This window comes from Pseudomonas sp. 9.1(2019) (assembly GCF_009910445.1).
Taxonomy (GTDB): Bacteria; Pseudomonadota; Gammaproteobacteria; order Pseudomonadales; family Pseudomonadaceae; genus Aquipseudomonas; species Aquipseudomonas paraversuta.
In genome coordinates this window covers 197,265-218,820 of record NZ_VBWF01000010.1, presented here as the reverse complement: position 1 = coordinate 218,820, position 21,556 = coordinate 197,265, and the positions used below count along the sequence as shown (strand labels likewise).

Sequence of the window (21,556 nt, the reverse complement as noted above, 5' to 3'; positions counted from 1 at the left end):
TGGCAACAATGGCGGCGCTTTTTTTTTGTACTGTTTTGAGGCAGGGAAACTCGAGATGCAGGCCAATTATTCTTCCAGCAGTTTACGTGCACTGCACCGTCAGTCATTGATTTTAGGCGCACTGGTACTGGTGCTGTTCATCTTGGGTGAACCGCAACTGGCGGCGATCGGTTTTGATTCGCGCTTTGTAATGTTTGCCAAGGAAATGCTGCGTCACGGCCCGGGCTTTTTTCCGACCACCTACGGCCAGCCATATGCTGACTACAGCGCCACTTCGACTCTGTTCACCTGGTTATTGTCCTTGCCGTCTGGACAGGTGACCAGCCTCACCGCATGGCTGCCCACAGCCATTGCCGGTGCGCTGATTGTTACTTTGATGTATCGCCTGGTCGCGCCGCAGTCCAGGACCTGGGCGCTGGTCAGTGTGGCGCTGTTGCTGCTTAGCATGACCTTTGTCACCGAAACCCGTGCCGTCTCCCTGGATCAAATGCTTGCAGCCGTCAGCCTGGCAGCGTTTTATCTGGCCTATGCACACGACCATTTTTCTGCACCGCGCCGGCATCACTGGCTACTGCTTCTGCTGGTACTGGGGTTTGCCATACGCGGCCCGATTGGCCTGGTCATTCCCACCGGCATGCTCTGCAGTTACTACCTGCTCAGTGGTCAATGGCGCCGGCTGATCAGCGTTGGCCTGCAAGCGCTGGTTCTGCTGGCTGCGTGCATAGGTACCCTGTTGTTGCTGGCCTGGATCAGCGGCGGTGAGGCCTTCGTCCATGAAGTGATCCGCATGCAAGTGACTGGCCGCATGGACGGTACGGAAGGTGCGAGCAGCACCCTGTATTACTTCACCAGTTCCATGGGCAACTACGCACTGGCGTACCCGCTGGCGGTGCTGGTACTGGTGGCGACCCTGATCGTCGGGCGCAAGCAATCGGGCCCGGGGCTGCAGCTGGTCAAATACTGCGTGGGCGCCGGCTTGATCGTAATGATCGGGCTGTCGATCCCGCAAGCGAAAAAAGCCCGTTACTTGCTGCCCATGTTGCCGATGGCGGCGATCATTGCGGCGTATCCGTTTCAAGGTTTGCAGGGACGGGTCTATGCCGGGCTGCGCGGTTTGATTCAGGGGCTTTTCCTGCTATTGCCCGCGTTGTTGATGGTGGGCCTGAGCATTGTGCGCAAACGCTTTGACGACCAGCTGCCTTCATTGACTGCGATCTTTATGGTGCTGGGCGTGCTGCAAGTGGCGGCGCTGGCCCTGCTGTTCAAGGCGCAATGGCGAACGGGCGGTTTGGCGGCATGCGCCGTTCTGGCGTTGTGGGCCTGCTTCATCATGGTGTTCGAACCGGTGGAGCGCGAACTGTATGACACCCGTAACTTTACCGAAAACGCCATGCGCATGATCGACCGCGAGCCTGCCCCGCTAGTACTGCACGGCATGGGCAAAGACGCCAAGGCCATCAAGTTCATGGTCAATGTCAATCGCGACCTGCTGCCGCTGTTCACCCGGGCCGACGCCGAACTGGAGGCCCTGCCAGCCCCGGTATGGATCGTTATGGACCGCAAGGATTATCAGGGGCTGCAAGGCACAGCCTTGGGCAATGTAGTACCGGCGTTGAGTGGTCGCTTCGACAAGAATGACTACGTGTTGCTGCACATCCCTTGAACCTGTAGTCGCTGACGAGGCACCAAGGCTGCGATCGCTTTGCGCAGCCTTCGGTCCTCATCAGCGACGATGTGAATCCTGCTAGAGCTGCCACCTGCCTGCAGGTACAATCCCCGCCCTTCTTCACTCATCCCGGAAATGCCAATGTCAGGGCTCGAACTGTTTGCCGCCGCGCTTGGCGTCATCGCCGTCTGGTTAACAGTCAAACAAAACCCCTGGTGCTGGCCCATCGGCCTGGTGATGGTGCTGCTGTATAGCTGGATATTCTTCGGCATGAAGCTGTACTCGGGCATGCTCCTGCAAGTCTTCTTTGCCCTGCTGCAAGTTTATGGCTGGTGGCAGTGGACCCGCGCCGGGACACAGCACGAGGGCCGTGTGGTTACCTGGTTAAGCCCTTTGCAAGTCCTCGCGGGCCTCAGCGCCGGCGCTGTTGGCAGTCTGGTTCTGGGCGCGGCAATGGCCCGCTGGACTGACTCCGGCGTCCCTTGGCAAGATGCAGCGCTGACCGCATTCAGCCTGGTCGCGCAATTGTGGATGGCACAAAAGCGCCTGCAATGCTGGGCCCTGTGGTTTGTCATCGACGTGCTCTACATCCTGTTCTTTGCCTGGCAAGAGCTGTACCTGACAGCAGGCCTGTATGCACTGTTCACGGTTATTGCCATTCAGGGCTGGCGTGACTGGCGCCGCGATCCGGCGCTGCGCACATGAAGGTGGTCGTACTGGCGGGGCCGGAGTCGAGTGGCAAAAGCTGGCTGGCGGCGCTCTTGCAGCAGCGATTTGGCGGCGTACTGGTGGGCGAATACGTTCGTTATTTTATCGAGCAAAACCCCCGGGACACCTGCCTGGCCGATATTCCGGCGATTGCTGCAGGTCAACTGCAATGGGAGGATCAAGCCCGTGCCCAACAGCCAGAACTGCTGATTCTGGACACCCATTTGTTGAGCAACATACTGTGGAGCCAGACCCTGTTTGGCGACTGCCCGGCATGGCTTGAACCCGAACTTCTCAGCCGGCATTACGACCTGCACTTGCTGCTGTCACCCGACGATGTGGAATGGATACCCGACGGCCAGCGTTGCCAGCCATCTCTGGCTGAACGCCAAAGGTTTTTCGCTGCCAGCCTTCAGTGGCTGGAGCACCACCATCAACCCCTGCAAATCATCAGAGGTGACTGGCAGGCCCGTCAGCAACAAGCTTGTGCCGCGGTCGAACACTTGCTGGCGCAATAAGAATTTTTAGGAAAATTCTTAACAAATTCAGAGCATTCCTAGATCCAGCAGCAACTGGAAGTTTTACCTTGAGGCCCGTCGTCAAACATTTGACGACGGGCTACCTCAACCTCAAGGAAAATAATGAAATCAATATTCTTTGTCTCGGGTGTCTTTGGCGCCATGTCCCTGGCCTTTGCGGCCAACGCCCTGGCTCAAGCTGACAGCCGTCCTGCACCGTTGGCCAATAGCAGCCAATGCTCACCAAGCAACCCGACCGGCCCTGGCTGCCCTCCGTTTGGCGGCCCCGGCGACATTGGCGCCGAGTGCTGCCCGTTCAGCGATGAAAGCCTGAAAACCAAAGTCGTGCCGCTGACATCGGCTACCGAGAATCTGCTGAAGATTCAGGGCGTCACCTTCGAATGGAAAGATGGCGGGCGCAAGGACATCGGGGTTATCGCCCAGGAAGTGGCCAAGGTGTATCCAGAGCTGACACGCACCAAGGATGGTTTGATGCAGGTCGACTACGACAAACTGGTGGCTCCACTGATCGAATCGATCCGCGAACTTAACCAGCGCATTGAAACCCTGGAAAAAGCCCAAGCCAAGTAAATAGCCGGGTGCATGACCGCTGCCTCCCCCCTTCTGGTCGGTGGTCTGCACCCTGCATGGCTTATATGTGTAGGAAAGCTCATAAAAAGCCGCCTGTTTGTGAATCAAATTAAAGATACGCAGCAGACGATATTGGCTTGTTTGAACAACGACTGATCGCCAGCCTGGGTAGTGCTCAATTAATAAATCCTCCAAGCCAAGGCAACTTATTCAGCAATCTCCAGTCTGTTAATCAGGACACCGGGAGTTTGCAATGGGCACTGGAAAAGTTAGCGCTTCGAGCCGCCAATATGTCCATTCATGAAACACCGAGTTAGCCTGCAAGCCGATTATTGGCGGCGCCCTAAAATATCCTGAATAAATGTAACGTTTCTGAAACACCCCCTCTCGTATCAAGTGCAACGTAAATCCCTTGTTTCCCTCCGCAATAATAGCCTCGCGCTGTCTCATATTTGAAACATCGACGCCATGCACTGACTCATCACGCTCTGTGAGCGCTTGTTTTTAATCACTTAATTTAAAGTGGCACAACTACTGCTCTTCCCTTCGTAGCGCCGACCAGGGCCAGCTCCAATAAAGAAGGAACACAATCATGGGGAATATATATCGTGGCAAACACCGCCTGCTGACAGCGTGCAGCCTGACTGTTCTGTTCGGTATCTACAGCACTGCTCAAGCAGGTGGTAATGGCGTGATTGTACTTACCCGCGATGTTCAACCTTTTGCAGTCGGCAACCCGGCCATGCATCCGGACCCTAACCCCACGACTGTAAACGCGAACCCCGCAGTGCGTATCACCAGTGCTTCCAGTGAGCTCAGTGATGGTGATTTCGCCAGTGTCAGCAGCGGTGCCTCAATTACCCACTCGATGATGCCCAACGGCAACGCTCTGCCAGGTTTGAATACAGCCAATGGCCTGCCAGGTATGGCCAGCGGTCATGGTGGTGGCAGCGGCGGTTCGATCAGCAACACCATCAATCGAAGCATCGAGCAGGGCATGAGCCCGCTCACCGCTCTGAGTCAGGGGAAATAACATCATGAACATTGCCCTGCCCTTGCTGGTTGCTGTGCTGCTTGCCAGTGCTCAGGTTCACGCAGCCTCCGATAACAACGCCGAAATCAACAATTCCGGCCTCAGCTACCGCGGCAACATTACGGTAAACCAGGCTGCGGGCGATCAACAGCAGCAGGTAAATAGCCGGGCAATTGCCATCGGCACCCAGGGCCTTGCCTCAACCCGGATCAGTCAGAAACTCAACACTGCGGCCGACCCTTCGCTCAATGCCAAGGCCGCGATACAGGGCAAATCATTCAGTAATGGCAGCGGTGTGCTGGGGGTCAACCAATCCTCCGGTGCCAACAATCAAATGATCAATGCAGTGCGGATCGGCATTAGTGCCCAGCCACAAGGCATCGATGACAGCGCTTTGTCACAGCAAAACGTGGCGCTGTTACCAGGCTCCGGAACCGTACTCCCCGTAAGTGGCAGCCGCCAGGTCGTTACCAGCGACCAGGCCTTCACCGGCAGCCGCGGGGTCGTGCAGTTGAACCAGAGTGCAGGGGTGGGGAACCGCATGGCTAACACCCTGAACGTCCGGGTTGCCGACTGACCCGATTACAACGCAGTGCAATTAGAAAGTGCCAACACGTAACTCAACTAATAAAGCACGGAGAATCACCATGAAACCTGTAATGGCTCTTAAACCGCTGGTTTTCGCTATTGCTGCACTTATGGCTGTTGCTGCCCAGGCGGGCGGAGGCGGAAATGGCAATGGCGGTGGAAACAATAACAACAATGATCAGTTGCTGACCCAGCTGCAATTAAGCGCAGGTGCAGCGGCCATGGTCCAGGATGGTCAAACCAGTGCAAACAACAAGGCACTCAACCAGGGCACACACAACCTCGCCAATGTGAACGGCTCGATCAACAACTCCAGCGGCAACATGGGCGCCAACGTCGCGGCAGGTGATGGCAACCAGCAGGATAATGCGGCGGCGCTGGCAACTGCGGATCAAAGCTTCATTTTTGGCAGTGCAGTGGCCGCGACGACGGCTGATCAGGGCAACTATGGCAACACCGTTAGAAACTACTCCGCGGTGAATGTCTCAAGCCTTAACAATTCGGCCAACAATGGCTCCGGCAATGTCGGTGTCAACGTCACCACAGGCAGTTTCAACCAGCAGAAAAACAACCTGGCAATTGCCGTTTCAGGCGGTCGGGTTGCGGTTGCGGCAGCCTCGGCAGATCAAACCTCTACCAGCCTGAATGTGTCTAACAAGGCCGTTCAGACATACGACACCAAAAACCTGACGGCCAGTATCAATCTGCACGGCGCTTATCATGGCCAGGGTCAAGGTACTGTCGGGGGCAACAGTGGCGGTGGTGGCGGTAATCACAACAGTAGTGTTCAGGGCGGTAACGGCGGTGGTAACGGGGGCGGCAACAACGGTCCACAACCGCTCAAGTTTCATGAAGAAGGCACTTTCAGCCTCAGTGGCGTGGCGACTTATCAAGTGCTGACTCCAAGCGGCTGGACCAGCCCGACAATCAACCACGCATCGATGACCAATTCGATGAACAACTTCTCGGGTAACGGTGGCGCCAACGTGTCCTCGGGTGTGGGCAACCAACAAAGCAACTCGCTGTCAATCGCAGCAGGCTGCCGCGCCTGCATGTAACCGGGGCCTTCACAAGGGCCTCGATCCCGAGGCCCTTGTTTCAATTTTCAAGGCGTATCCATCATGCGCACGACCTCTCTCTTGCTGTTGCTCTGTATGGCCGGCATCACACAGGCCGCGCAGATGCCGGTTGCGGCCATGCCCGGCGGCAATCTGGTTTTCAAGCATGTACAGAGTATTCGCGAGCGTCGCTTTGCAGACATTGTTGAGCAAAAAACCGACTTCAGTTGTGGCGCAGCAGCTCTGGCAACTGTGCTGCGGCAGGCCTACTGGATGGACGTCAATGAAGACGAAATCATTAAAGGCATGTTGATCAATGCGGATCAAAAACTGGTACGTACCCAGGGGTTCTCAATGCTCGACATGAAGCGTTATCTCGAAAGTATCGGCATGCGGGCAAGGGGTTACCGGATCCCGGCGCAAAGCCTGGAAAGCGTCAATATTCCTGTCGTCGTCCTGCTGGAAATTCGAGGTTACAAGCATTTTGTAGTCATGCAGCGTGCACAAAAAGACTGGGTGTATATCGCCGACCCGGTGCTGGGACATAAACGCTTCTCACATGAAGACTTCGCCAAAGGCTGGAATGGCATTGTATTCGCCATTATTGGCCCCGGTTACGACAAGACCAACGCTTTGCTGAGTCCCCCTGCCCCACTGACCGTCAAGAACAAGCTCGATATGTTCAGCCCGGTCAAGGATGCAGAGCTAATGGATTTCGGGTTTATCCAGAGCGACTTTTTTTAAGTGCGCCAAAGATGACTATGGAGCCGCCCGCTCCTGGAGCAGCACATGAAAACGCCCTATTGGCTGATAGCCGCCTGTCTTGCCCTCAGCCTGCCAGCCCACGCAGCCTCGATATTCAAACCGGTGGAGCTCAAAGACAATGAAATGGCTGAATTGCGCGGGCGTTTTGTCATGCCCGGCCGGATCATCAGCTTCGGGATCGTCATGAGCAGTACCTGGGTCAGCAGCAAAGGGGATGTGGTCGGTGCAACCACGTCAATGCAACTGCAAAATACGGTCAAACCACAGTTTTATGTATCGACCTACAGCGCCGCAGGGAACGGTACGCCAGCGGCCAAGGGTACCGGGATCGTCACGGGGGGCGCGGGGCTGAGTACGGGACAGGGGGTCACACAAAGCGTAAGGGCCGCCGGCGACAATAACAGCGCCTACAACAATGTTGACATCACTATCTCCCATGCCGGTCAAGCACCGGCGGTTAATCAGCAAGGCACATTATTAACGGAAAATAATTCCGTCTCAGTCGCCAGCGGTGCAGGTAATTTGACGGTATCGGCCTCGGGGGGCGGTATTCAAATGGCAATTGAGGCCAATAATAATCAAGGCGCCTCATTGCAACAAATCGCTCAAGGTGGTGTGTTACAGAGCACAACTCTATTGGGCGCTGGTAATGCGATTACGAATATGACGCAACTTAATGTCGTCATGGGCGCTAATAGTCAGACCACCGCCGCTTCAAATTGCAATATTAATCAATTAATAGGCCTGCGCAACTTGGGATATTGAACTAGGCTCCCCCCTTACAATTAGAACCACTGGACGGCTTATTTCATGCACCGATTGTTTACCTTTCGCGCAGTTGTATGCATAAGCACTCTGTTTCCATCAGCCCTGCTTTATGCAGCCCCTGATGTTGATGTAGAGCAATTAAAACAAGAATTATTGGAGCTCCGTCAGCGTTACGATCTACAACAAAAGGCCTTGGCCGTACTCGAACAGCGTGTACGACAAGTAGAAGATCAACCGACAACACCGGTTCCTAAACGATTGGCCAAGTCGCCTGCAGACTTGACCGGCAACCAGAAAGTGGCCACGACCGGTAGCAGTGCAGCAGGCGGAAGTTCTTACGGAGAGTCACTGAAAGATGATTCCGCACCCGCCAAAAGTGTGGTCAACCTTTACGACGAAGCCAGTGGCTTTTTTGGCGGTGGCAAGTTCAGTTTTGAATCCGGACTCACTTACTCCCATTACGATACCCGGCAGTTGATTCTCAATGGTTTTTTGGCCCTGGACTCAATATTCCTGGGCAATCTCAACCTGGATCGCATCAAGGCTGACACCTGGACTCTGGACCTTACCGGTCGATACAACTTCGACAACCGCTGGCAGTTCGACATTAACGTCCCCGTGGTTTATCGCGAATCGGCTTATCAGTCAGGGGGGGCCAATGGCGGTGATGCTCAAGCGACCTCCGAGCAGACCGTCACCCGCGACCCGACCATTGGCGACGTCAACTTTGGTGTGGCCTACAAGTTCCTCGACGAGTCGGCCAACACCCCGGATGCCGTCTTTACCGTGCGGGTGAAAGCGCCCACCGGCAAAGATCCGTTCGGCATCAAACTGATCCAGTCCGGAGCCAACACCAACATTTTCACTCCGGAAGACTTGCCCACCGGCAATGGCGTGTGGTCGATCAGCCCCGGCATCTCTCTGGTCAAAACCTTCGATCCCGCCGTGCTGTTCGGAACGCTGTCTTACACCCATAACCTTGAAGGCTCATTCGACGACATCAGTTCGACAGTCGGCCTGTCTCAGCCTGGCAAGGTCAAACTGGGCGACAGCTTCCAGCTGGGTGCCGGTGTGGCATTTGCCCTGAACGAAAAAATGAGCATGTCGTTCTCCGTGTCAGACCTGATTCAGAAAAAGAGCAAGCTCAAACAGGATGGTGGTGATTGGCAAACCGTCGCCACCAGCGATGCCAACGCAGGCTACTTCAACGTCGGTATGACCATTGCTGCAACCGACAAGCTGACCATCGTGCCCAATCTGTCCATAGGCCTGACAGAGGATGCTCCTGACTTCACCTTCAGTCTGAAATTCCCCTACTACTTCTAGGCTGCCCCCGGGCCCGCACGAAAAAAGACCCGCAGCAGATACAGGCTGCGGGTCTTTTCTTTTGATACTGCCCTAGCGGATTTGATGCTTGTGCAGTAACCGGTAAAACGTAGGGCGCGACACACCCAGCACTTTGGCCGCAACACTCAAGTTATTACTGTGTCGATGCAACACATCGTGCAGCGCCTGACGTTCGGCACGGCTTTTGTAATCCTCCAGCGTGCCCGATACCTCTATCACTGGTAGATACGATTCCAGGCCCAGATCAGTGGCCTCGATCTGACGACCTTCAGCCAATACCAGACCACGTCGCACACGGTTGGCCAACTCGCGAATATTGCCGGGCCAGAAATGAATGCCCATGGCAAACAATGCATCATCACTGAAGGTACGCGGGCGACGCCCGGTCTCCAGGCTGTAGAGATGCGCAAAATGATTGGCCAGCAACGCCAGATCACCCGTACGGTCCCGTAAAGGGGCGGTGACAACCTGTAATACGTTAAGCCTGTAGTACAGATCTTCACGAAACCGGCCGTCGACAATGGCAGTCTCAAGATCGACGTGGGTTGCCGCCAGTACCCGCACATCAACAGGAATCGCTTGGCTGCCCCCTACCCGCTCAATGTGCTTCTCCTGCAGAAAACGCAACAAGTTGGCTTGCAACTCCAGCGGCAGGTCACCGATTTCATCCAGAAACAGGGTGCCTCCATTGGCCGTTTCAATGCGCCCGATCTTGCGCTGATGCGCACCGGTAAAGGCACCCTTCTCGTGGCCGAACAGCTCTGACTGAATCAAGTGCTCAGGGATGGCGCCACAATTTATCGCCACAAAGGGCTTGCCGTTGCGCTGGGACTCTCGATGCAGAGTACGGGCGACCAGTTCCTTTCCCGTGCCGCTTTCGCCACGGATCAATATGGGCGATTCGGTAGGTGCCAATTTGCCCAGCAGTTTTCGCAAGTCATGAATGACCCGGCTTTGGCCCAGTAACTCGTGCCCTGGATTATTGGCGTGAGTGGTGGCGTGACCACGTAAACGGGCCATACCGAATGCACGGCCAAGGGTGACCTGGACCCGCGAAACATCGAAGGGAAGCGTATGGAAGTCAAAAAACCATTCGCAAACAAAATCGCCTGCGTTTTTCAGCTTCAATACGTCAGCACTGAGTACGGCGATCCACTCGGTACCACTGCGACTGATCATGTCTTTGACGGCTTCGGGGTGCTCTAGATGAAATGGCTGGAGCCGGAACAATCCGACATCACATGAATGGCTGCTGACCGACTCAAGGCTACAGCTGTCCACTGCCCAACCAATGGTACGCAACCCCGGCAGCAGTGCGTGGCAATCGTCACAGGGATCTACAACTAAAAGGCGTCGCGGGGAGGACATCACAAGCATGACTGTTCCTTGACGCCAAAAAGCATAAATGGGATGAGAACAGGCAGGGTTTTAAGGTAGGTGTAACGTATGACAAAACTGTGCCCGCCACTTGGATCAATTCCCTATAACCCTCATCGCCAAATACGCACTTGAGCACAAAGGCGTGCGGGGCCATCAAAAAGCGGCGGCAGAGGTTTTCAGGGGGTTAAAAATTGATCTGCATCAGGCTTTTAAAAATACTTTTAAAAAAGTCATGAAAGTGTGTGACCTGAGGCGGGTCTGAGGTCATCAGTACAAGTAACCAACCGAACGGTAAGCCCAGCCGACGGTTAATCACTTGATGGGCACACCAGAGAGACAACCCTATGAACGCCCCGCTCCGTTTCAACGAAGCACTTTTGATTGCCGGCCACGCCTTTGAACCTTTTCAATGTGTTGCCTGGGCTGCACAAGACGGTCATGGCGAATTGAGCCTGACGGTCATTGACCGCACCAACACCCGTATCGGTCGCAAACAAATCCCGCGCAGCGCCTGTGCCGACGCCGCCCAACTTGCAAGCCTGCTGGCACAAGCCCGTGCCGAACTGAGCAGCGAAGGCTACACCTTGCAACCCTGGGTAATGCCGGCCTGATCCCGAACCTGTAGGAGCGAGCTTGCTCGCGAGCGCTTGAAAGCTCGCGAGCAAGCTCGCTCCTACAGTTGTTTCAACTCATCGATATGTGTGTATTCAAGAGCCAGGTCAGCCGCCATCCGCCGTGACTTGCCAAGTCGAATCGGCCCCCGTTCCATATCGATCAACAACCCCGGACATTCAATGGCGGGCAGAGCCGGACCGTCTTTGAGACGACCGTCGGTGAGCAATAAAAAACGTTGTTGTTCTTCTGCAAACTGCTTGCGACGGGTTTTCAGCCACTGTGCAACATCCGCCAGGGCTTCCAGCAACGGCGTTCCCCCCCCCGCCCCCAGCGTCAGCAACCACTGGTTCAAGGCCGCAGATGCTTTGGCGCCGCAGACCTGCCATTGCGGCGCACTGCCACTGGCAGTCATCACCGCCACCCGCACCCGCTGCCGATAAGCATCCTCAAACACCTGGGCCAGTAACCCCTTGGCATCCCCCAGCGCCTGATGCCGACGGGTGGAAGACGAAGCATCCACCACCACCAGCCACAGCTCCTGGGCTGCACTCTGACGGGTCTTGTAGGCCAGATCTGTACGCTGTTGCGGGCGGCCGCGCAGCAGGGTTTGCACCCAGTCCACGGTACCGCCGGCTGCACTGCGACTGGCACCCAGTTTGCCCTCACCCAGTTGGCCTGCCCGGGGTCTGGCATCCGCCCCCGCACTGGATCGGGGGCGAATGCCTAAGGCTTTTTTGGCCAGCTCGGCACTTCGCGCCGGCCACCCATGGCCTGAGGCTGCGCAGGCAATTCGCCCCATTGGCCCTGGCCGGTACTGGACGAGGCACTGCCGGATTGCGCTTGCGGTTGCGACTGTTGTGGCGTCGGCGCCTCAGCAGGCTGCTGGCGACGTCGATGGCGCAAGGCAAACTCGGCCACCGCATCAATATCCTCCAGACTGATCACCCCGGCCCCACGCCAAGCGGCATGGGCCCGCGCCGCGCGCAGCCAGACAAGATCCGCGCGCATGCCATCAACCGCCGCCGCATAACAGCGCGCGGTGATCACTGCCAGCGACTGGTCATCCAGCTCAATGCCCTGCAGCCGTTCACGAGCCTGCTGGCAACGCTCACGCAACGCATCCTGTGCAGCCGCCCACTGCTCACAAAACCCTTGGGGATCCAGGTCAAAACTCAAGCGCCGCCTAATGATTTCGCCGCGCTCGGCAGGCTGCGGCTGACTGTTCATGGCCACATTAAGGCCAAAGCGGTCAAGCAATTGCGGGCGCAACTCACCCTCTTCCGGATTCATGGTGCCAATCAAGACAAAGCGCGCAGCGTGCCGATGGGAAATACCGTCGCGTTCGACCACATTGGTGCCACTGGCAGCCACATCCAGCAGTACGTCCACCAGATGATCGGCCAGCAGGTTCACTTCATCGACATACAGCACTCCGCCATCGGCCCTGGCCAGCACTCCTGGGGAGAATTGCGCCTTGCCCTGCCCCAGCGCGGCGTCCAGATCGAGCGTGCCCACCAGCCGTTCCTCGGTGGCGCCCAATGGCAAGGTGACAAACTGACCGCTTGCCAGTAAGTCGGCAAGGCCCCGGGCCAGGGTGGATTTGGCCATGCCGCGGGGGCCCTCGATCAGCACCCCGCCAATTTTCGGGTCGATAGCCGTCAAGCACAGCGCAAGCTTGAGTGAGTCCGCGCCGACCACCGCCGACAACGGGAAATGCGGGGTGTCAGTCATGTATCCAAATCCTTGCGTAAAGTCTGTAGGAGCAAGCTTGCTCGCGATGCCGGCAACGGGGGCCGTGCCAAGAGCACTGCAGTAGAGCCAAGCTCAATCTTCTTCGATATCCAGCAACAGGTTTTCCAGCGCCTCGCGGTAGTCCCCGGGCGCCTCCCACAACCCGCGCTGCTGGGCTTCGAGCAGACGCTCGGTCATATCGCGCAAGGCATGGGGGTTGTGCTGCTGAACAAATTCACGGGTATCCGGGTCGAGCAAATAGGCATCTGCCAGCAACGCGTACTGATGGTCATCGATAAGATGCGTGGTCGCGTCAAAGGCAAACAGGTTATCCAGGGTCGCGGCCATTTCGAACGCGCCTTTGTAGCCATGACGCTTGACCCCGTCGATCCACTTCGGATTGGCGGCACGGGACCGGATCACCCTGTTCAGCTCTTCCTTGAGGGTGCGGATTTTCGGCAGGTCCGGCTGACTGTGGTCGCCGTGATAACTGGCGGCTTTTTCACCGCTCAAGGTCTCCACCGCCGCGAGCATGCCGCCCTGGAACTGGTAGTAGTCGTTGGAGTCGAGCACATCGTGCTCACGGTTGTCCTGGTTTTGTACCACTGCCTGCACCTGACTCAAGCGCCGGGCGAACTGGTCACGGGCACCGGTGCCTTCATCACCGGCACCATAGGCGTAACCGCCCCAGTTCAGATACACCTGCGCCAAATCATCGCGGCTCTGCCACAAACGACCGTCAATGGCGTTTTGCACACCGGCGCCATAGGCCCCGGGCCTGGCGCCGAATATGCGCCAGCCTGCTTGCCGCGCCGCCAGCTCGGGTGCCAGCCCTTGCTGCACCAGTTGCTCACGTTCACTGCGGACTTTGGCAGCCAGCGGGTTCAGATCATCCGGCTCGTCCAGTGCGGCCACGGCTTGCACCGCCGCATCGAACAGGCGGATCAGATTGGCAAAGGCATCGCGGAAGAAGCCCGACACACGCAAGGTCACGTCGACCCGCGGCCGGTCCAGCAAGCTGACCGGCAGGATTTCGAAATCATCCACCCGCTGACTGCCGGTGGCCCACACCGGGCGCACGCCCATCAGGGCCATGGCCTGGGCGATATCATCACCGCCGGTACGCATGGTTGCGGTGCCCCACACGGACAGGCCCAACTGGCGCAAGTGATCGCCGTGGTCCTGCAAGTGACGCTCCAGAATCAGATTGGCCGACTGAAAACCTATGCGCCAGGCGGTGGTGGTTGGCAGGTTGCGCACATCCACTGAAAAGAAATTACGCCCGGTGGGCAATACATCCAGCCGTCCGCGACTCGGCGCACCACTGGGCCCCGCCGGCACAAAGCGGCCATGCAGGGCATCCAGCAAGCCTTGCATCTCGGCCGGGCCGCAAGCATCCAGACGCGGCGCCACGATCTCCAGCAAGGCCTGGAAAATCCCCCGCACTTCCAGCCATTGCGGGGTTTCGGGCAATTGCAGAGTGCCGGCCAATGCCTGTTCAATCAGCTGCCCGGCATACAGTTCCAGACGCTCGCGGGTATCCCCGGCAGTGCGCCACAGCGCATCACTGACCGCCACCAGCGCCGCCGGCTGGCGTGCTGTCCAGGGTTCGGCCAGCGCACAGTCCAGCGGATCAAACGCCAGTTCAAAGGCTTTGGCCAACGCCCGCAGCACACTGGATTGCGCCCCGCGGCCATCGCCACGGGGGATGCGCAACAGCGCCAGCAGCGTGTCGATACGTAAACGCCCGGCCGGCGATTCGCCGAATATATGCAAGCCGTCGCGGATCTGTGACTCCTTCAGGTCGCACAGATAGGTATCCAGCCGTGGCAACCAGATCGCGGCATCGGCATCACTGTCGAGTTTCTCGTCCAGCTGCAACTCGCGGTCGATCCGGGTTTCGCGCACCAGCTTGAGGATGTCACGCTGCAATTCACGGGCCCGGCGCGGATCAAGCAGCTGCGCTTCGTAGTATTCGTCGGCCAGCAGTTCCAGGTCGCGCAACGGACCATAGGTTTCAGCCCGGGTCAGCGGTGGCATCAAGTGGTCGATAATCACCGCCTGGGTCCGACGCTTGGCCTGGGCGCCTTCCCCGGGATCATTGACGATAAACGGATAGACGTTGGGCATGGGGCCGAGAATTGCGTCCGGCCAGCACTGTTCCGACAGCCCGACGCCTTTGCCCGGTAGCCACTCCAGGTTGCCATGCTTGCCCACATGGACCACGGCATGGGCGCCGTAGGTGTTACGCAACCAGAAGTAGAACGCCAGATAGCCATGGGGCGGAACCAGATCGGGGTCGTGATACACCGCGCTGGCATCCACCTGATAGCCCCGGGCCGGTTGAATCCCGACAAACGTCAGGCCAAAACGCAGCCCCGCGACCATCAGCCGTCCACTACGGAACATTGGATCGGTCTGCGGCATGCCCCAGCGCTCAATCACTGCCTGGCGATTGGCCTCGGGCAAGCGATTGAACATGGTCCAGTACTCATCCAGGTCCAGGCTTTGCATGCAGGGCCGCAGGTCCAGGCTGTCGGGGTCATTACTGACCCCGCCGAGCAGCTCCTGAATCAGCGCAGTGCCAGTCTCGGGCAACCGGCAATCCAGCGGATACCCCTCGAGCTGCAAAGCCCGCAGGATATTCAGCGCGGCGGCCGGTGTGTCCAGCCCCACGCCATTGCCGATGCGACCGTCGCGGGTCGGGTAGTTGGCCAGAATCAGCGCAATGCGCTTTTGCGGGTTTGGCACCCTTGCCAATTCGACCCAGCGCCGCGCCAGCTCCGCGACAAAGTCCATGCGTTCCGGTTGCGCGCGATAACACACCACATCCGACTGGCTGCGCTCACTGCGCCAGGCCAGGTCTTTAAAACTGATCGGGCGACTGATGATTCGCCCGTCCAGTTCCGGCAAGGCAATGTGCATCGCCAGGTCTCGCGGGCCAAGGCCTTGTTCGCTGTCGCGCCAGCCGGGCTCGTTGTCCTGGGCGCAGATGGCCTGAATTACCGGGATATTGCGCCGAAACGGCCGCAGGTGCGGGGCTTCGGGGCTCGACTGAGCGAAACCGGTGGTATTGAGAATGACTGCGGCCTGAACCTCATCCAGCCAGTCCTCCACCATTGCCAGGCAACCCGGCTCCTTGAGACTGGCCACGGCAACCGGCAAGGGATTGAGACCTGCGGCCTGCATGCGCTGGCAGAACACATCGACAAACGCGGTATTGGCCGCCTGCAAATGCGAGCGATAGAACAGCAGCGCCGCCACCGGATACCCGGGTTGCCAGTCAGCCTGCCAGTGACTGAGTTGCGGGCTGGAATGCGCCGGATGATAAATCGCGGTACGGGGCAAGGTTTGCGGCTCGTCCCACCCATAGTCGCGGCCCAGCCACTGGGTGGCCAGGCAACGATAGAGTTGCAAGGCATTGTGCAACCCGCCCTGGCGCAGGAAATGCCACAGACGCTCACCCTCGCCAGCCGCCACCGTGCTCAGTGCGCTGAGCTCCGGGTCGGGACGGTCATCGCCCGGCACCAGAATCAGGGTGACGCCACGTTCGGCCAGCTGCATCAAGCGCTCGATGCCGTAGCGCCAGTAACCTATGCCGCCGTGCAATGACAGCAGGATCACTTTGGCGTGTTGCAGCACCTGATCGAAATACAGGTCGACCGAGCCGTGATTCTGTACCTGCATCGGGTTTGCCAGACGCAGGCCAGGATAATTTTCAGGCAACTGCTGCGCGGCTTGCGCCAGCAGTGCCAGGCTTGAATCACCGCTGCACAGGATCACCAGCTCGGCGGGGGTCTGTCCGAGGTCGGCAATGTTGTCGTCCGATACAAAGCCACCAGGCTGGGTCCTGAGCAAATGCATGGTTTAAGCACTCAACGCTGTGCGCAGGGTGGACTCGAGCAGTGCCGCGTCCAGATCCTGACCGATCAGCACCAGCCGGGTGCTGCGTGCTTCATCGCGGCCCCAGGCACGGTCGAAGTGCTTGTCAAAGCGGGTACCCACACCCTGGATCAACAAGCGCATCGGCTTGCCCGGGATGGCGGCAAAGCCTTTGACCCGCAGAATGCCGTGCTGGACCACCAGTTGCGTCAGGGCTTGCATCAATACGCTTTCTTCGCCTTCAGGCAGCTCGATGGAAATGGAATCGAAGGCATCGTGGTCATGATCGTCGTGGTCATCATCACCGTCGTGGTGGTGATCGTGGTGGCTGTGGCGGTCATCGATATGATCCTCGGAGCCGGCACCCAGCCCCAACAGCACATCCAGAGGCAAGCGGCCGCTGCTGGCCTCGATCACCTTCACCGCAGGTGGCAGCTCTTCAGCGACTTCGGCGCGCACCCGGGCCAGATCTTCAGGGCTGATCAGGTCGGCTTTATTGAGGATCACCAGATCGGCGCTGGCCAGCTGATCAGCAAACAGCTCGTGCAGAGGCGACTCGTGGTCCAGATTCGGGTCGAGTTTGCGCTGGGCGTCGACCTGATCCGGGAACGCGGCAAAAGTGCCGGCAGCCACAGCCGGGCTGTCGACGACGGTAATAACCGCGTCAACCGTGCAGGCGCTGCGGATTTCCGGCCACTGGAAGGCTTGCACCAGAGGTTTGGGCAGGGCCAGGCCCGAGGTTTCGATCAGGATATGGTCGATATCGCCGCGACGGGCCACCAGTTCGCGCATCACCGGGAAGAACTCTTCCTGCACGGTGCAGCACAGGCAACCATTGGCCAGTTCATAAACGCGGCCGTTGGCTTCTTCTTCGGTGCAGCCGATGGTGCACTGCTTGAGAATTTCACCGTCGATACCCAGCTCACCGAACTCATTGACGATCACCGCAATACGGCGGCCCTGGGCGTTATCCAGCATGTGCCGCAGCAGTGTGGTTTTGCCCGAACCGAGAAAGCCGGTAACGATAGTGACAGGGATTTTGGCCAGTGTTTTCATCGGATGCCCTTTGGCAAGCGGCGGGCATACGGGACGACGACCGCAGGCTGTGCGCGGTCAGTCTTCGCCACCGGATCACCCCGCCCGGTTGAAGTAAGAATCTGTGACGAGGCAGGTCTCCTGGCTTACGGCGGGGTCTCAGCCGGGGCTGACACCGACCTTGCGCCTTCCCGCTTGTTCAGCAGTGGCATTGCAAGGTCATCGACCGTTTACAGTTGCGGGGGCAGCCGCGGCATACCGCGTTCCCTTCTTAGCTTCGCGTGGCGAAGAACCTCGAACGTGCAAGGCTACGCAGTGCTTTGTAACAGGTCAATGTCATCCTGTGGCGGCTGGCTTGCCAGCGATGGATTCAACCCGGCTTGCAGGACCGATCATGGCGACCTCATCGCTGGCAAGCCAGCTCCCACACATGATCAATGCAGTGTTGTGTTCTAATTGCCGCCTTTTTTCAGCCTCAGGCTTCAAGGAACCGCCCATGTCGTCCCCTCGCCCAACCCACGTCCTGATCATTGGCTACGTGTGGCCCGAGCCTCGCTCTTCTGCGGCGGGCGGGCACATGATGCAAATCATCGACAGTTTCTTGCAGCACGGCTGGCAGATCACCTTCAGTAGCCCGGCCGGGGTTGGCGAGCACAAGGCCGACCTGGCAGCGCTGGGCATCGATGAAGTGGGGATCGAGCTCAATAACAGCAGCTTCGACACCTTTATCAGTGAGCTGGCCCCGGATATCGTCCTGTTCGACCGTTTCATGATGGAGGAGCAGTTCGGCTGGCGCGTTGAGAAGCACTGCCCGAATGCCTTGCGTGTCCTGGAAACCTCCGACTTGCAAAGCCTGCGCGACGCCCGTCACCTGCAACTCAAGGCGCGGCTCAAGCACAACCCGGAGCAGGATGATTTCAGCAGCCTGTTCGCCCCGGGGCAACGTACCACCTTTGAACACATGGCCGATGCCGACCTTGCGCAACGGGAAATCGCCGCGATCTACCGCAGCGATCTGAACCTGATGATTTCCGAATACGAAATCGATCTTCTGGTTGAGCAGTTTCAGGTTCCCGAGGCACTGTTGCACTGGTGTCCGCTGATGGTTGACAGCGTCCCTGAGCAATTTGTGCCTTACGAGCAGCGCCAGCATTTCTTGAGCATCGGCAACTTCCGCCATGGGCCGAACTGGGACGCCGTGTTATGGATGAAAACCCATATCTGGCCGCTGATCCGCCAGCAACTGCCCGACGCCCAACTGCATGTCTACGGTGCCTACACGCCGCCCAAAGCCACGGCCCTGCATAACCCGGCCCAGGGTTTTCATGTACTCAACTGGGCCGAGGATGCCCTGGCCGTGATGAGCAACGCACGGATCTGCCTGGCCCCGTTACGCTTTGGCGCCGGCATCAAAGGCAAAATCGCCGACGCCATGCTTTGCGGCACCCCGAACGTCACAACCCCGGTGGGTGCGGAAGGCATGCACGGTGACATGCCGTGGGCCGGAGCCGTAGAACAGAGTGCCAGCGCCATTGCGCAGGCGGCCGTCGAGCTGTACCGCAACCCCCATGCGTGGCAGCAGGCGCAACACAACGGCCAGGCGTTACTGCAGGCGCGGTACCTCAAAGCCAGCCATGGCCCGGCGCTGGTGCAACGCATCGAAGCCTGCCGCGCGGAGCTTGAACAGCACCGGCGCAACAACTTCACCGGGGCCATGTTGCGTCATCACCAGCACAAGAGTACCCAATACATGTCGCAGTGGATCGAAGCCAAGAACCGTAGCCACTCCCTGTAGGAGCGAGCTTGCCTCGCGATGGCAGCACCCCGTCCACCACCCGGTTGCCTCCATCGCTGGCAAGCCAGCTCCCACAGAACACCAGCCTCCATCCCGGTCGCCTTCATCGCTGGCAAGCCAGCTCCCACAGGTCACTCCCACAGGTCACCCCGGTCGCCTGTAGGAGCGAGCTTGCCTCGCGATGGGGTCAGTCCGATTTCGCTGACCGGCGCAGCAAATACGTGTCCATGATCCAGCCCTTGCGCAACCTGGCCGCCTCGCGGGCATGCCTGATCTGCTGGCTGACATCCGCCAGCTTGCCGGCAATCAGGATCTCGTCCGCTGTGCCGATATAGGCGCCCCAGTAAATATCCAGGTCTTCATGGACAAAAGCCTGGAACGCGCAGTGGGCATCGAGCATCACCACCACATTGTCCAGGTCTTCGGCCACCAGTCGCCGCCCCGTGGTGATACGGATCGGCTGACCGATGTCATTGAGTGCCACCCGATGCCGGGCCGCCAGGGCCTGCACGCTGCTGATACCGGGGATCACCTCATAGTCGAACCCGCTGCAGCCATTGGCCCGCACCCGCTGCAGAATGCGCAAGGTGCTGTCATACAAAGCCGGCTCGCCCCAGAGCAGAAATGCCCCGCACTCACCCTCCCCCAGCTCGTCCTCGATCAGCCGAGCAAACACCTCGGCCCGCAGCTCATGCCAGTCCTCAACCCCCTGTATATAGGACGGGGTAGCACTGTCACGCTGCGGATCACTGACCTGAACCACCCGATAACCCGGCTCACGGATGTAACGCTCGCAGATTTCCAGCCGCAGCCGCACCAGGTCGTCAGTGGTTTTGCCCTTGTCCAGTACAAAGAACACCGAGGTGCGGTTCAGTGCCTCAATTGCCTGCACGGTGATCTGCTGCGGATTGCCCGAGCCCATGCCAATCAATAACAGTGTTTTCATAGTGTCTATCCTTGAACAGGCAGGAAATTGAGCCGTGGCTGGCAGGAATTTTCAAAAGACAGCATGATCAGCCCCATAACAAGACCACCAACGGCCAAGCCCATGACTCGTCTCGCCCGAGCTACAGACCCTTCATACGAATTGATGGATGACCATAATGGCCTGTCGATCATTTATCGCCAGCATGGCTTCCCTTGCCCGCTGGTACGCTGGCATTTCCACAAGGAATACGAGCTGCACCTGATTGTGGCCAGCAGCGGCAAAGTGTTCGTAGGCGACTATATCGGTAACTTCTACCCCGAGACGCTGTTCCTCACCGGCCCCAACCTGCCCCACAACTGGATCAGCCAGGTGGCCGCAGATGAAGTGGTGCCCAAGCGCGACATGCTGGTCAATTTTACCGATGAGCTGCTGGGCAGCGCCGCCTCGGTGTTTACCGAGCTCAAAGGTCTCACGCCGATGCTGGAGCGGGCCCAGTACGGCATCGAGTTTCACTGCAAGCCCACCATCCGCAAAGCCATGGCCTTGATGCAGACCATTGCCAATGCCACCGGAGTGACTCGCCTCGGGCACTTTCTGATCCTGATGGAGCTGCTGGCCGACTGCGACAACTATCAACTGCTGTCCGGCGTCACCTCAGGCAACCTGGCCGACGAGCACACCATAGAGCGGACCAACCGCGCCGTGGATTACATCTTCAGTCACTATGCCCGGGAGCTGACCCTCGAAGAAGTCGCCGACTACATGGGCATGAAACCTACCTACTTTTCCCGGGTATTCAAGCAAGCCACGGGGCGCTGCTTTATCGAATTCGTCAATCGCCTGCGCATCAGCAAGTCCTGCGAATTACTCGCCGATGGCCGCAAAGCGGTAACGGACGTGTGCTTCGAGTCGGGTTTCAGCAATATCTCCAACTTCAACCGGCGCTTTCAGCAACTTAAAGGCATGACCCCGTCACACTACCGCCGTCTGGCCGTACAGCGTTTGACCGAGCAAAACCTGCCGGTGCTGAGCGAACGTCTGCGCAGTGCAAAATAGTATCGGTTGCAGTGCTACCAGTGATTTGTCACGCCGGTGATTGAGGGCTGTAATCGGCCCTATGCGCTCGTGTCAGCGGGCAGCCATAAAAA

The 21,556-nt window shown here is 58.3% G+C and carries 19 protein-coding genes and 1 riboswitch; of the genes, 13 read left to right on the top strand and 6 right to left on the bottom strand.

Annotation, left to right across the window (positions count from 1 at the left end):
• The first annotated feature begins 55 nt into the window (after positions 1-55).
• The 10 genes from FEZ21_RS14475 (at position 56) to FEZ21_RS14430 (ending at position 9,021) form a co-directional block, all read left to right on the top strand.
• Positions 56-1,663 carry a glycosyltransferase family 39 protein gene (locus FEZ21_RS14475; protein WP_003445398.1) on the top strand — a complete coding sequence of 536 codons (1,608 nt, stop codon included), beginning with the start codon at positions 56-58 and terminating at the stop codon, positions 1,661-1,663.
• A 144-nt stretch (positions 1,664-1,807) separates the two neighbouring features.
• Positions 1,808-2,371 (top strand): nicotinamide riboside transporter PnuC, encoded by a 564-nt coding sequence (pnuC, locus tag FEZ21_RS14470; protein ID WP_160627582.1) that lies wholly within the window; start codon positions 1,808-1,810, stop codon positions 2,369-2,371.
• Entirely contained in the window at positions 2,368-2,892 is a 525-nt protein-coding gene (locus FEZ21_RS14465; protein WP_003445394.1) for an AAA family ATPase, read from the top strand. The genes pnuC and FEZ21_RS14465 overlap by 4 nt, the downstream gene beginning before the upstream one ends.
• Positions 2,893-3,015: 123 nt before the next feature.
• Complete coding sequence (locus FEZ21_RS14460) at positions 3,016-3,483, top strand: tail fiber domain-containing protein (RefSeq protein ID WP_160627580.1); 468 nt, start codon at positions 3,016-3,018, stop codon at positions 3,481-3,483.
• 592 nt (positions 3,484-4,075) lie between these two features.
• Entirely contained in the window at positions 4,076-4,516 is a 441-nt protein-coding gene (locus tag FEZ21_RS14455; protein WP_003445389.1) for a hypothetical protein, read from the top strand.
• A 4-nt stretch (positions 4,517-4,520) separates the two neighbouring features.
• Positions 4,521-5,093, top strand: coding sequence for an adhesin (locus FEZ21_RS14450; protein ID WP_160627578.1), 573 nt, complete (start codon positions 4,521-4,523; stop codon positions 5,091-5,093).
• 70 nt (positions 5,094-5,163) lie between these two features.
• Positions 5,164-6,162: a heme utilization protein gene (locus tag FEZ21_RS14445; RefSeq protein ID WP_160627576.1), complete on the top strand. Its 999-nt coding sequence runs from the start codon at positions 5,164-5,166 to the stop codon at positions 6,160-6,162.
• A 63-nt stretch (positions 6,163-6,225) separates the two neighbouring features.
• Positions 6,226-6,906, top strand: a complete 681-nt coding sequence (locus tag FEZ21_RS14440) for a C39 family peptidase (protein ID WP_003445386.1) — start codon at positions 6,226-6,228, stop codon at positions 6,904-6,906.
• A 45-nt stretch (positions 6,907-6,951) separates the two neighbouring features.
• Positions 6,952-7,692 (top strand): hypothetical protein, encoded by a 741-nt coding sequence (locus FEZ21_RS14435; protein ID WP_160627574.1) that lies wholly within the window; start codon positions 6,952-6,954, stop codon positions 7,690-7,692.
• 45 nt (positions 7,693-7,737) lie between these two features.
• Complete coding sequence (locus FEZ21_RS14430) at positions 7,738-9,021, top strand: transporter (protein ID WP_160627572.1); 1,284 nt, start codon at positions 7,738-7,740, stop codon at positions 9,019-9,021.
• 72 nt (positions 9,022-9,093) lie between these two features.
• Here the strand turns inward: FEZ21_RS14430 and FEZ21_RS14425 are convergent, their stop codons facing one another.
• Positions 9,094-10,419, bottom strand: a complete 1,326-nt coding sequence (locus FEZ21_RS14425) for a sigma-54-dependent Fis family transcriptional regulator (RefSeq protein WP_003445382.1) — start codon at positions 10,417-10,419, stop codon at positions 9,094-9,096.
• Between the two features lie 347 nt (positions 10,420-10,766).
• On the opposite strand from FEZ21_RS14425, the gene FEZ21_RS14420 reads away from it, so the two are divergent.
• Positions 10,767-11,033, top strand: coding sequence for a hypothetical protein (locus FEZ21_RS14420; protein ID WP_003445381.1), 267 nt, complete (start codon positions 10,767-10,769; stop codon positions 11,031-11,033).
• A gap of 62 nt (positions 11,034-11,095) precedes the next feature.
• Here the strand turns inward: FEZ21_RS14420 and FEZ21_RS14415 are convergent, their stop codons facing one another.
• The 4 genes from FEZ21_RS14415 to cobW all read right to left on the bottom strand — a co-directional run bounded on the left by FEZ21_RS14415 (position 11,096) and on the right by cobW (position 17,706).
• Positions 11,096-11,659 carry a VWA domain-containing protein gene (locus tag FEZ21_RS14415; RefSeq protein ID WP_083912795.1) on the bottom strand — a complete coding sequence of 188 codons (564 nt, stop codon included), beginning with the start codon at positions 11,657-11,659 and terminating at the stop codon, positions 11,096-11,098.
• A gap of 101 nt (positions 11,660-11,760) precedes the next feature.
• On the bottom strand, positions 11,761-12,768 hold the full coding sequence (locus FEZ21_RS14410) for an ATP-binding protein (RefSeq protein ID WP_003445379.1): 1,008 nt from the start codon (positions 12,766-12,768) through the stop codon (positions 11,761-11,763).
• 93 nt (positions 12,769-12,861) lie between these two features.
• Positions 12,862-16,632 carry a cobaltochelatase subunit CobN gene (cobN, locus tag FEZ21_RS14405; protein WP_160627570.1) on the bottom strand — a complete coding sequence of 1,257 codons (3,771 nt, stop codon included), beginning with the start codon at positions 16,630-16,632 and terminating at the stop codon, positions 12,862-12,864.
• Positions 16,633-16,635: 3 nt separating this feature from the next.
• Positions 16,636-17,706 carry a cobalamin biosynthesis protein CobW gene (gene cobW, locus FEZ21_RS14400; protein ID WP_003445375.1) on the bottom strand — a complete coding sequence of 357 codons (1,071 nt, stop codon included), beginning with the start codon at positions 17,704-17,706 and terminating at the stop codon, positions 16,636-16,638.
• A gap of 92 nt (positions 17,707-17,798) precedes the next feature.
• A riboswitch (cobalamin riboswitch) is annotated at positions 17,799-17,997 on the bottom strand.
• A 184-nt stretch (positions 17,998-18,181) separates the two neighbouring features.
• Between cobW and FEZ21_RS14395 the strand changes: the two genes are divergently transcribed.
• The gene (locus FEZ21_RS14395; protein WP_160627568.1) at positions 18,182-19,480 is read left to right on the top strand and encodes a glycosyltransferase; all 1,299 of its coding nucleotides are present in this window, start codon (positions 18,182-18,184) and stop codon (positions 19,478-19,480) included.
• A gap of 187 nt (positions 19,481-19,667) precedes the next feature.
• On the opposite strand, the gene cobF is transcribed toward FEZ21_RS14395, so the two are convergent.
• Positions 19,668-20,426, bottom strand: coding sequence for a precorrin-6A synthase (deacetylating) (gene cobF / locus FEZ21_RS14390; RefSeq protein WP_003445373.1), 759 nt, complete (start codon positions 20,424-20,426; stop codon positions 19,668-19,670).
• A 102-nt stretch (positions 20,427-20,528) separates the two neighbouring features.
• Between cobF and FEZ21_RS14385 the strand changes: the two genes are divergently transcribed.
• Entirely contained in the window at positions 20,529-21,464 is a 936-nt protein-coding gene (locus FEZ21_RS14385; RefSeq protein ID WP_050949476.1) for an AraC family transcriptional regulator, read from the top strand.
• The last annotated feature ends 92 nt before the right edge of the window (positions 21,465-21,556 follow it).

Excerpts from the sequence above, each read along its gene's own strand:
- FEZ21_RS14475 (WP_003445398.1), top strand. The coding sequence starts at position 56 with ATGCAGGCCAATTATTCTTCCAGCAGTTTACGTGCACTGCACCGTCAG.
- pnuC (WP_160627582.1), top strand. The coding sequence starts at position 1,808 with ATGTCAGGGCTCGAACTGTTTGCCGCCGCGCTTGGCGTCATCGCCGTC.
- FEZ21_RS14465 (WP_003445394.1), top strand. The coding sequence starts at position 2,368 with ATGAAGGTGGTCGTACTGGCGGGGCCGGAGTCGAGTGGCAAAAGCTGG.
- FEZ21_RS14460 (WP_160627580.1), top strand. The coding sequence starts at position 3,016 with ATGAAATCAATATTCTTTGTCTCGGGTGTCTTTGGCGCCATGTCCCTG.
- FEZ21_RS14455 (WP_003445389.1), top strand. The coding sequence starts at position 4,076 with ATGGGGAATATATATCGTGGCAAACACCGCCTGCTGACAGCGTGCAGC.
- FEZ21_RS14450 (WP_160627578.1), top strand. The coding sequence starts at position 4,521 with ATGAACATTGCCCTGCCCTTGCTGGTTGCTGTGCTGCTTGCCAGTGCT.
- FEZ21_RS14445 (WP_160627576.1), top strand. The coding sequence starts at position 5,164 with ATGAAACCTGTAATGGCTCTTAAACCGCTGGTTTTCGCTATTGCTGCA.
- FEZ21_RS14440 (WP_003445386.1), top strand. The coding sequence starts at position 6,226 with ATGCGCACGACCTCTCTCTTGCTGTTGCTCTGTATGGCCGGCATCACA.
- FEZ21_RS14435 (WP_160627574.1), top strand. The coding sequence starts at position 6,952 with ATGAAAACGCCCTATTGGCTGATAGCCGCCTGTCTTGCCCTCAGCCTG.
- FEZ21_RS14430 (WP_160627572.1), top strand. The coding sequence starts at position 7,738 with ATGCACCGATTGTTTACCTTTCGCGCAGTTGTATGCATAAGCACTCTG.
- FEZ21_RS14425 (WP_003445382.1), bottom strand. The coding sequence starts at position 10,419 with ATGCTTGTGATGTCCTCCCCGCGACGCCTTTTAGTTGTAGATCCCTGT.
- FEZ21_RS14420 (WP_003445381.1), top strand. The coding sequence starts at position 10,767 with ATGAACGCCCCGCTCCGTTTCAACGAAGCACTTTTGATTGCCGGCCAC.
- FEZ21_RS14410 (WP_003445379.1), bottom strand. The coding sequence starts at position 12,768 with ATGACTGACACCCCGCATTTCCCGTTGTCGGCGGTGGTCGGCGCGGAC.
- cobN (WP_160627570.1), bottom strand. The coding sequence starts at position 16,632 with ATGCATTTGCTCAGGACCCAGCCTGGTGGCTTTGTATCGGACGACAAC.
- cobW (WP_003445375.1), bottom strand. The coding sequence starts at position 17,706 with ATGAAAACACTGGCCAAAATCCCTGTCACTATCGTTACCGGCTTTCTC.
- FEZ21_RS14395 (WP_160627568.1), top strand. The coding sequence starts at position 18,182 with ATGTCGTCCCCTCGCCCAACCCACGTCCTGATCATTGGCTACGTGTGG.
- cobF (WP_003445373.1), bottom strand. The coding sequence starts at position 20,426 with ATGAAAACACTGTTATTGATTGGCATGGGCTCGGGCAATCCGCAGCAG.
- FEZ21_RS14385 (WP_050949476.1), top strand. The coding sequence starts at position 20,529 with ATGACTCGTCTCGCCCGAGCTACAGACCCTTCATACGAATTGATGGAT.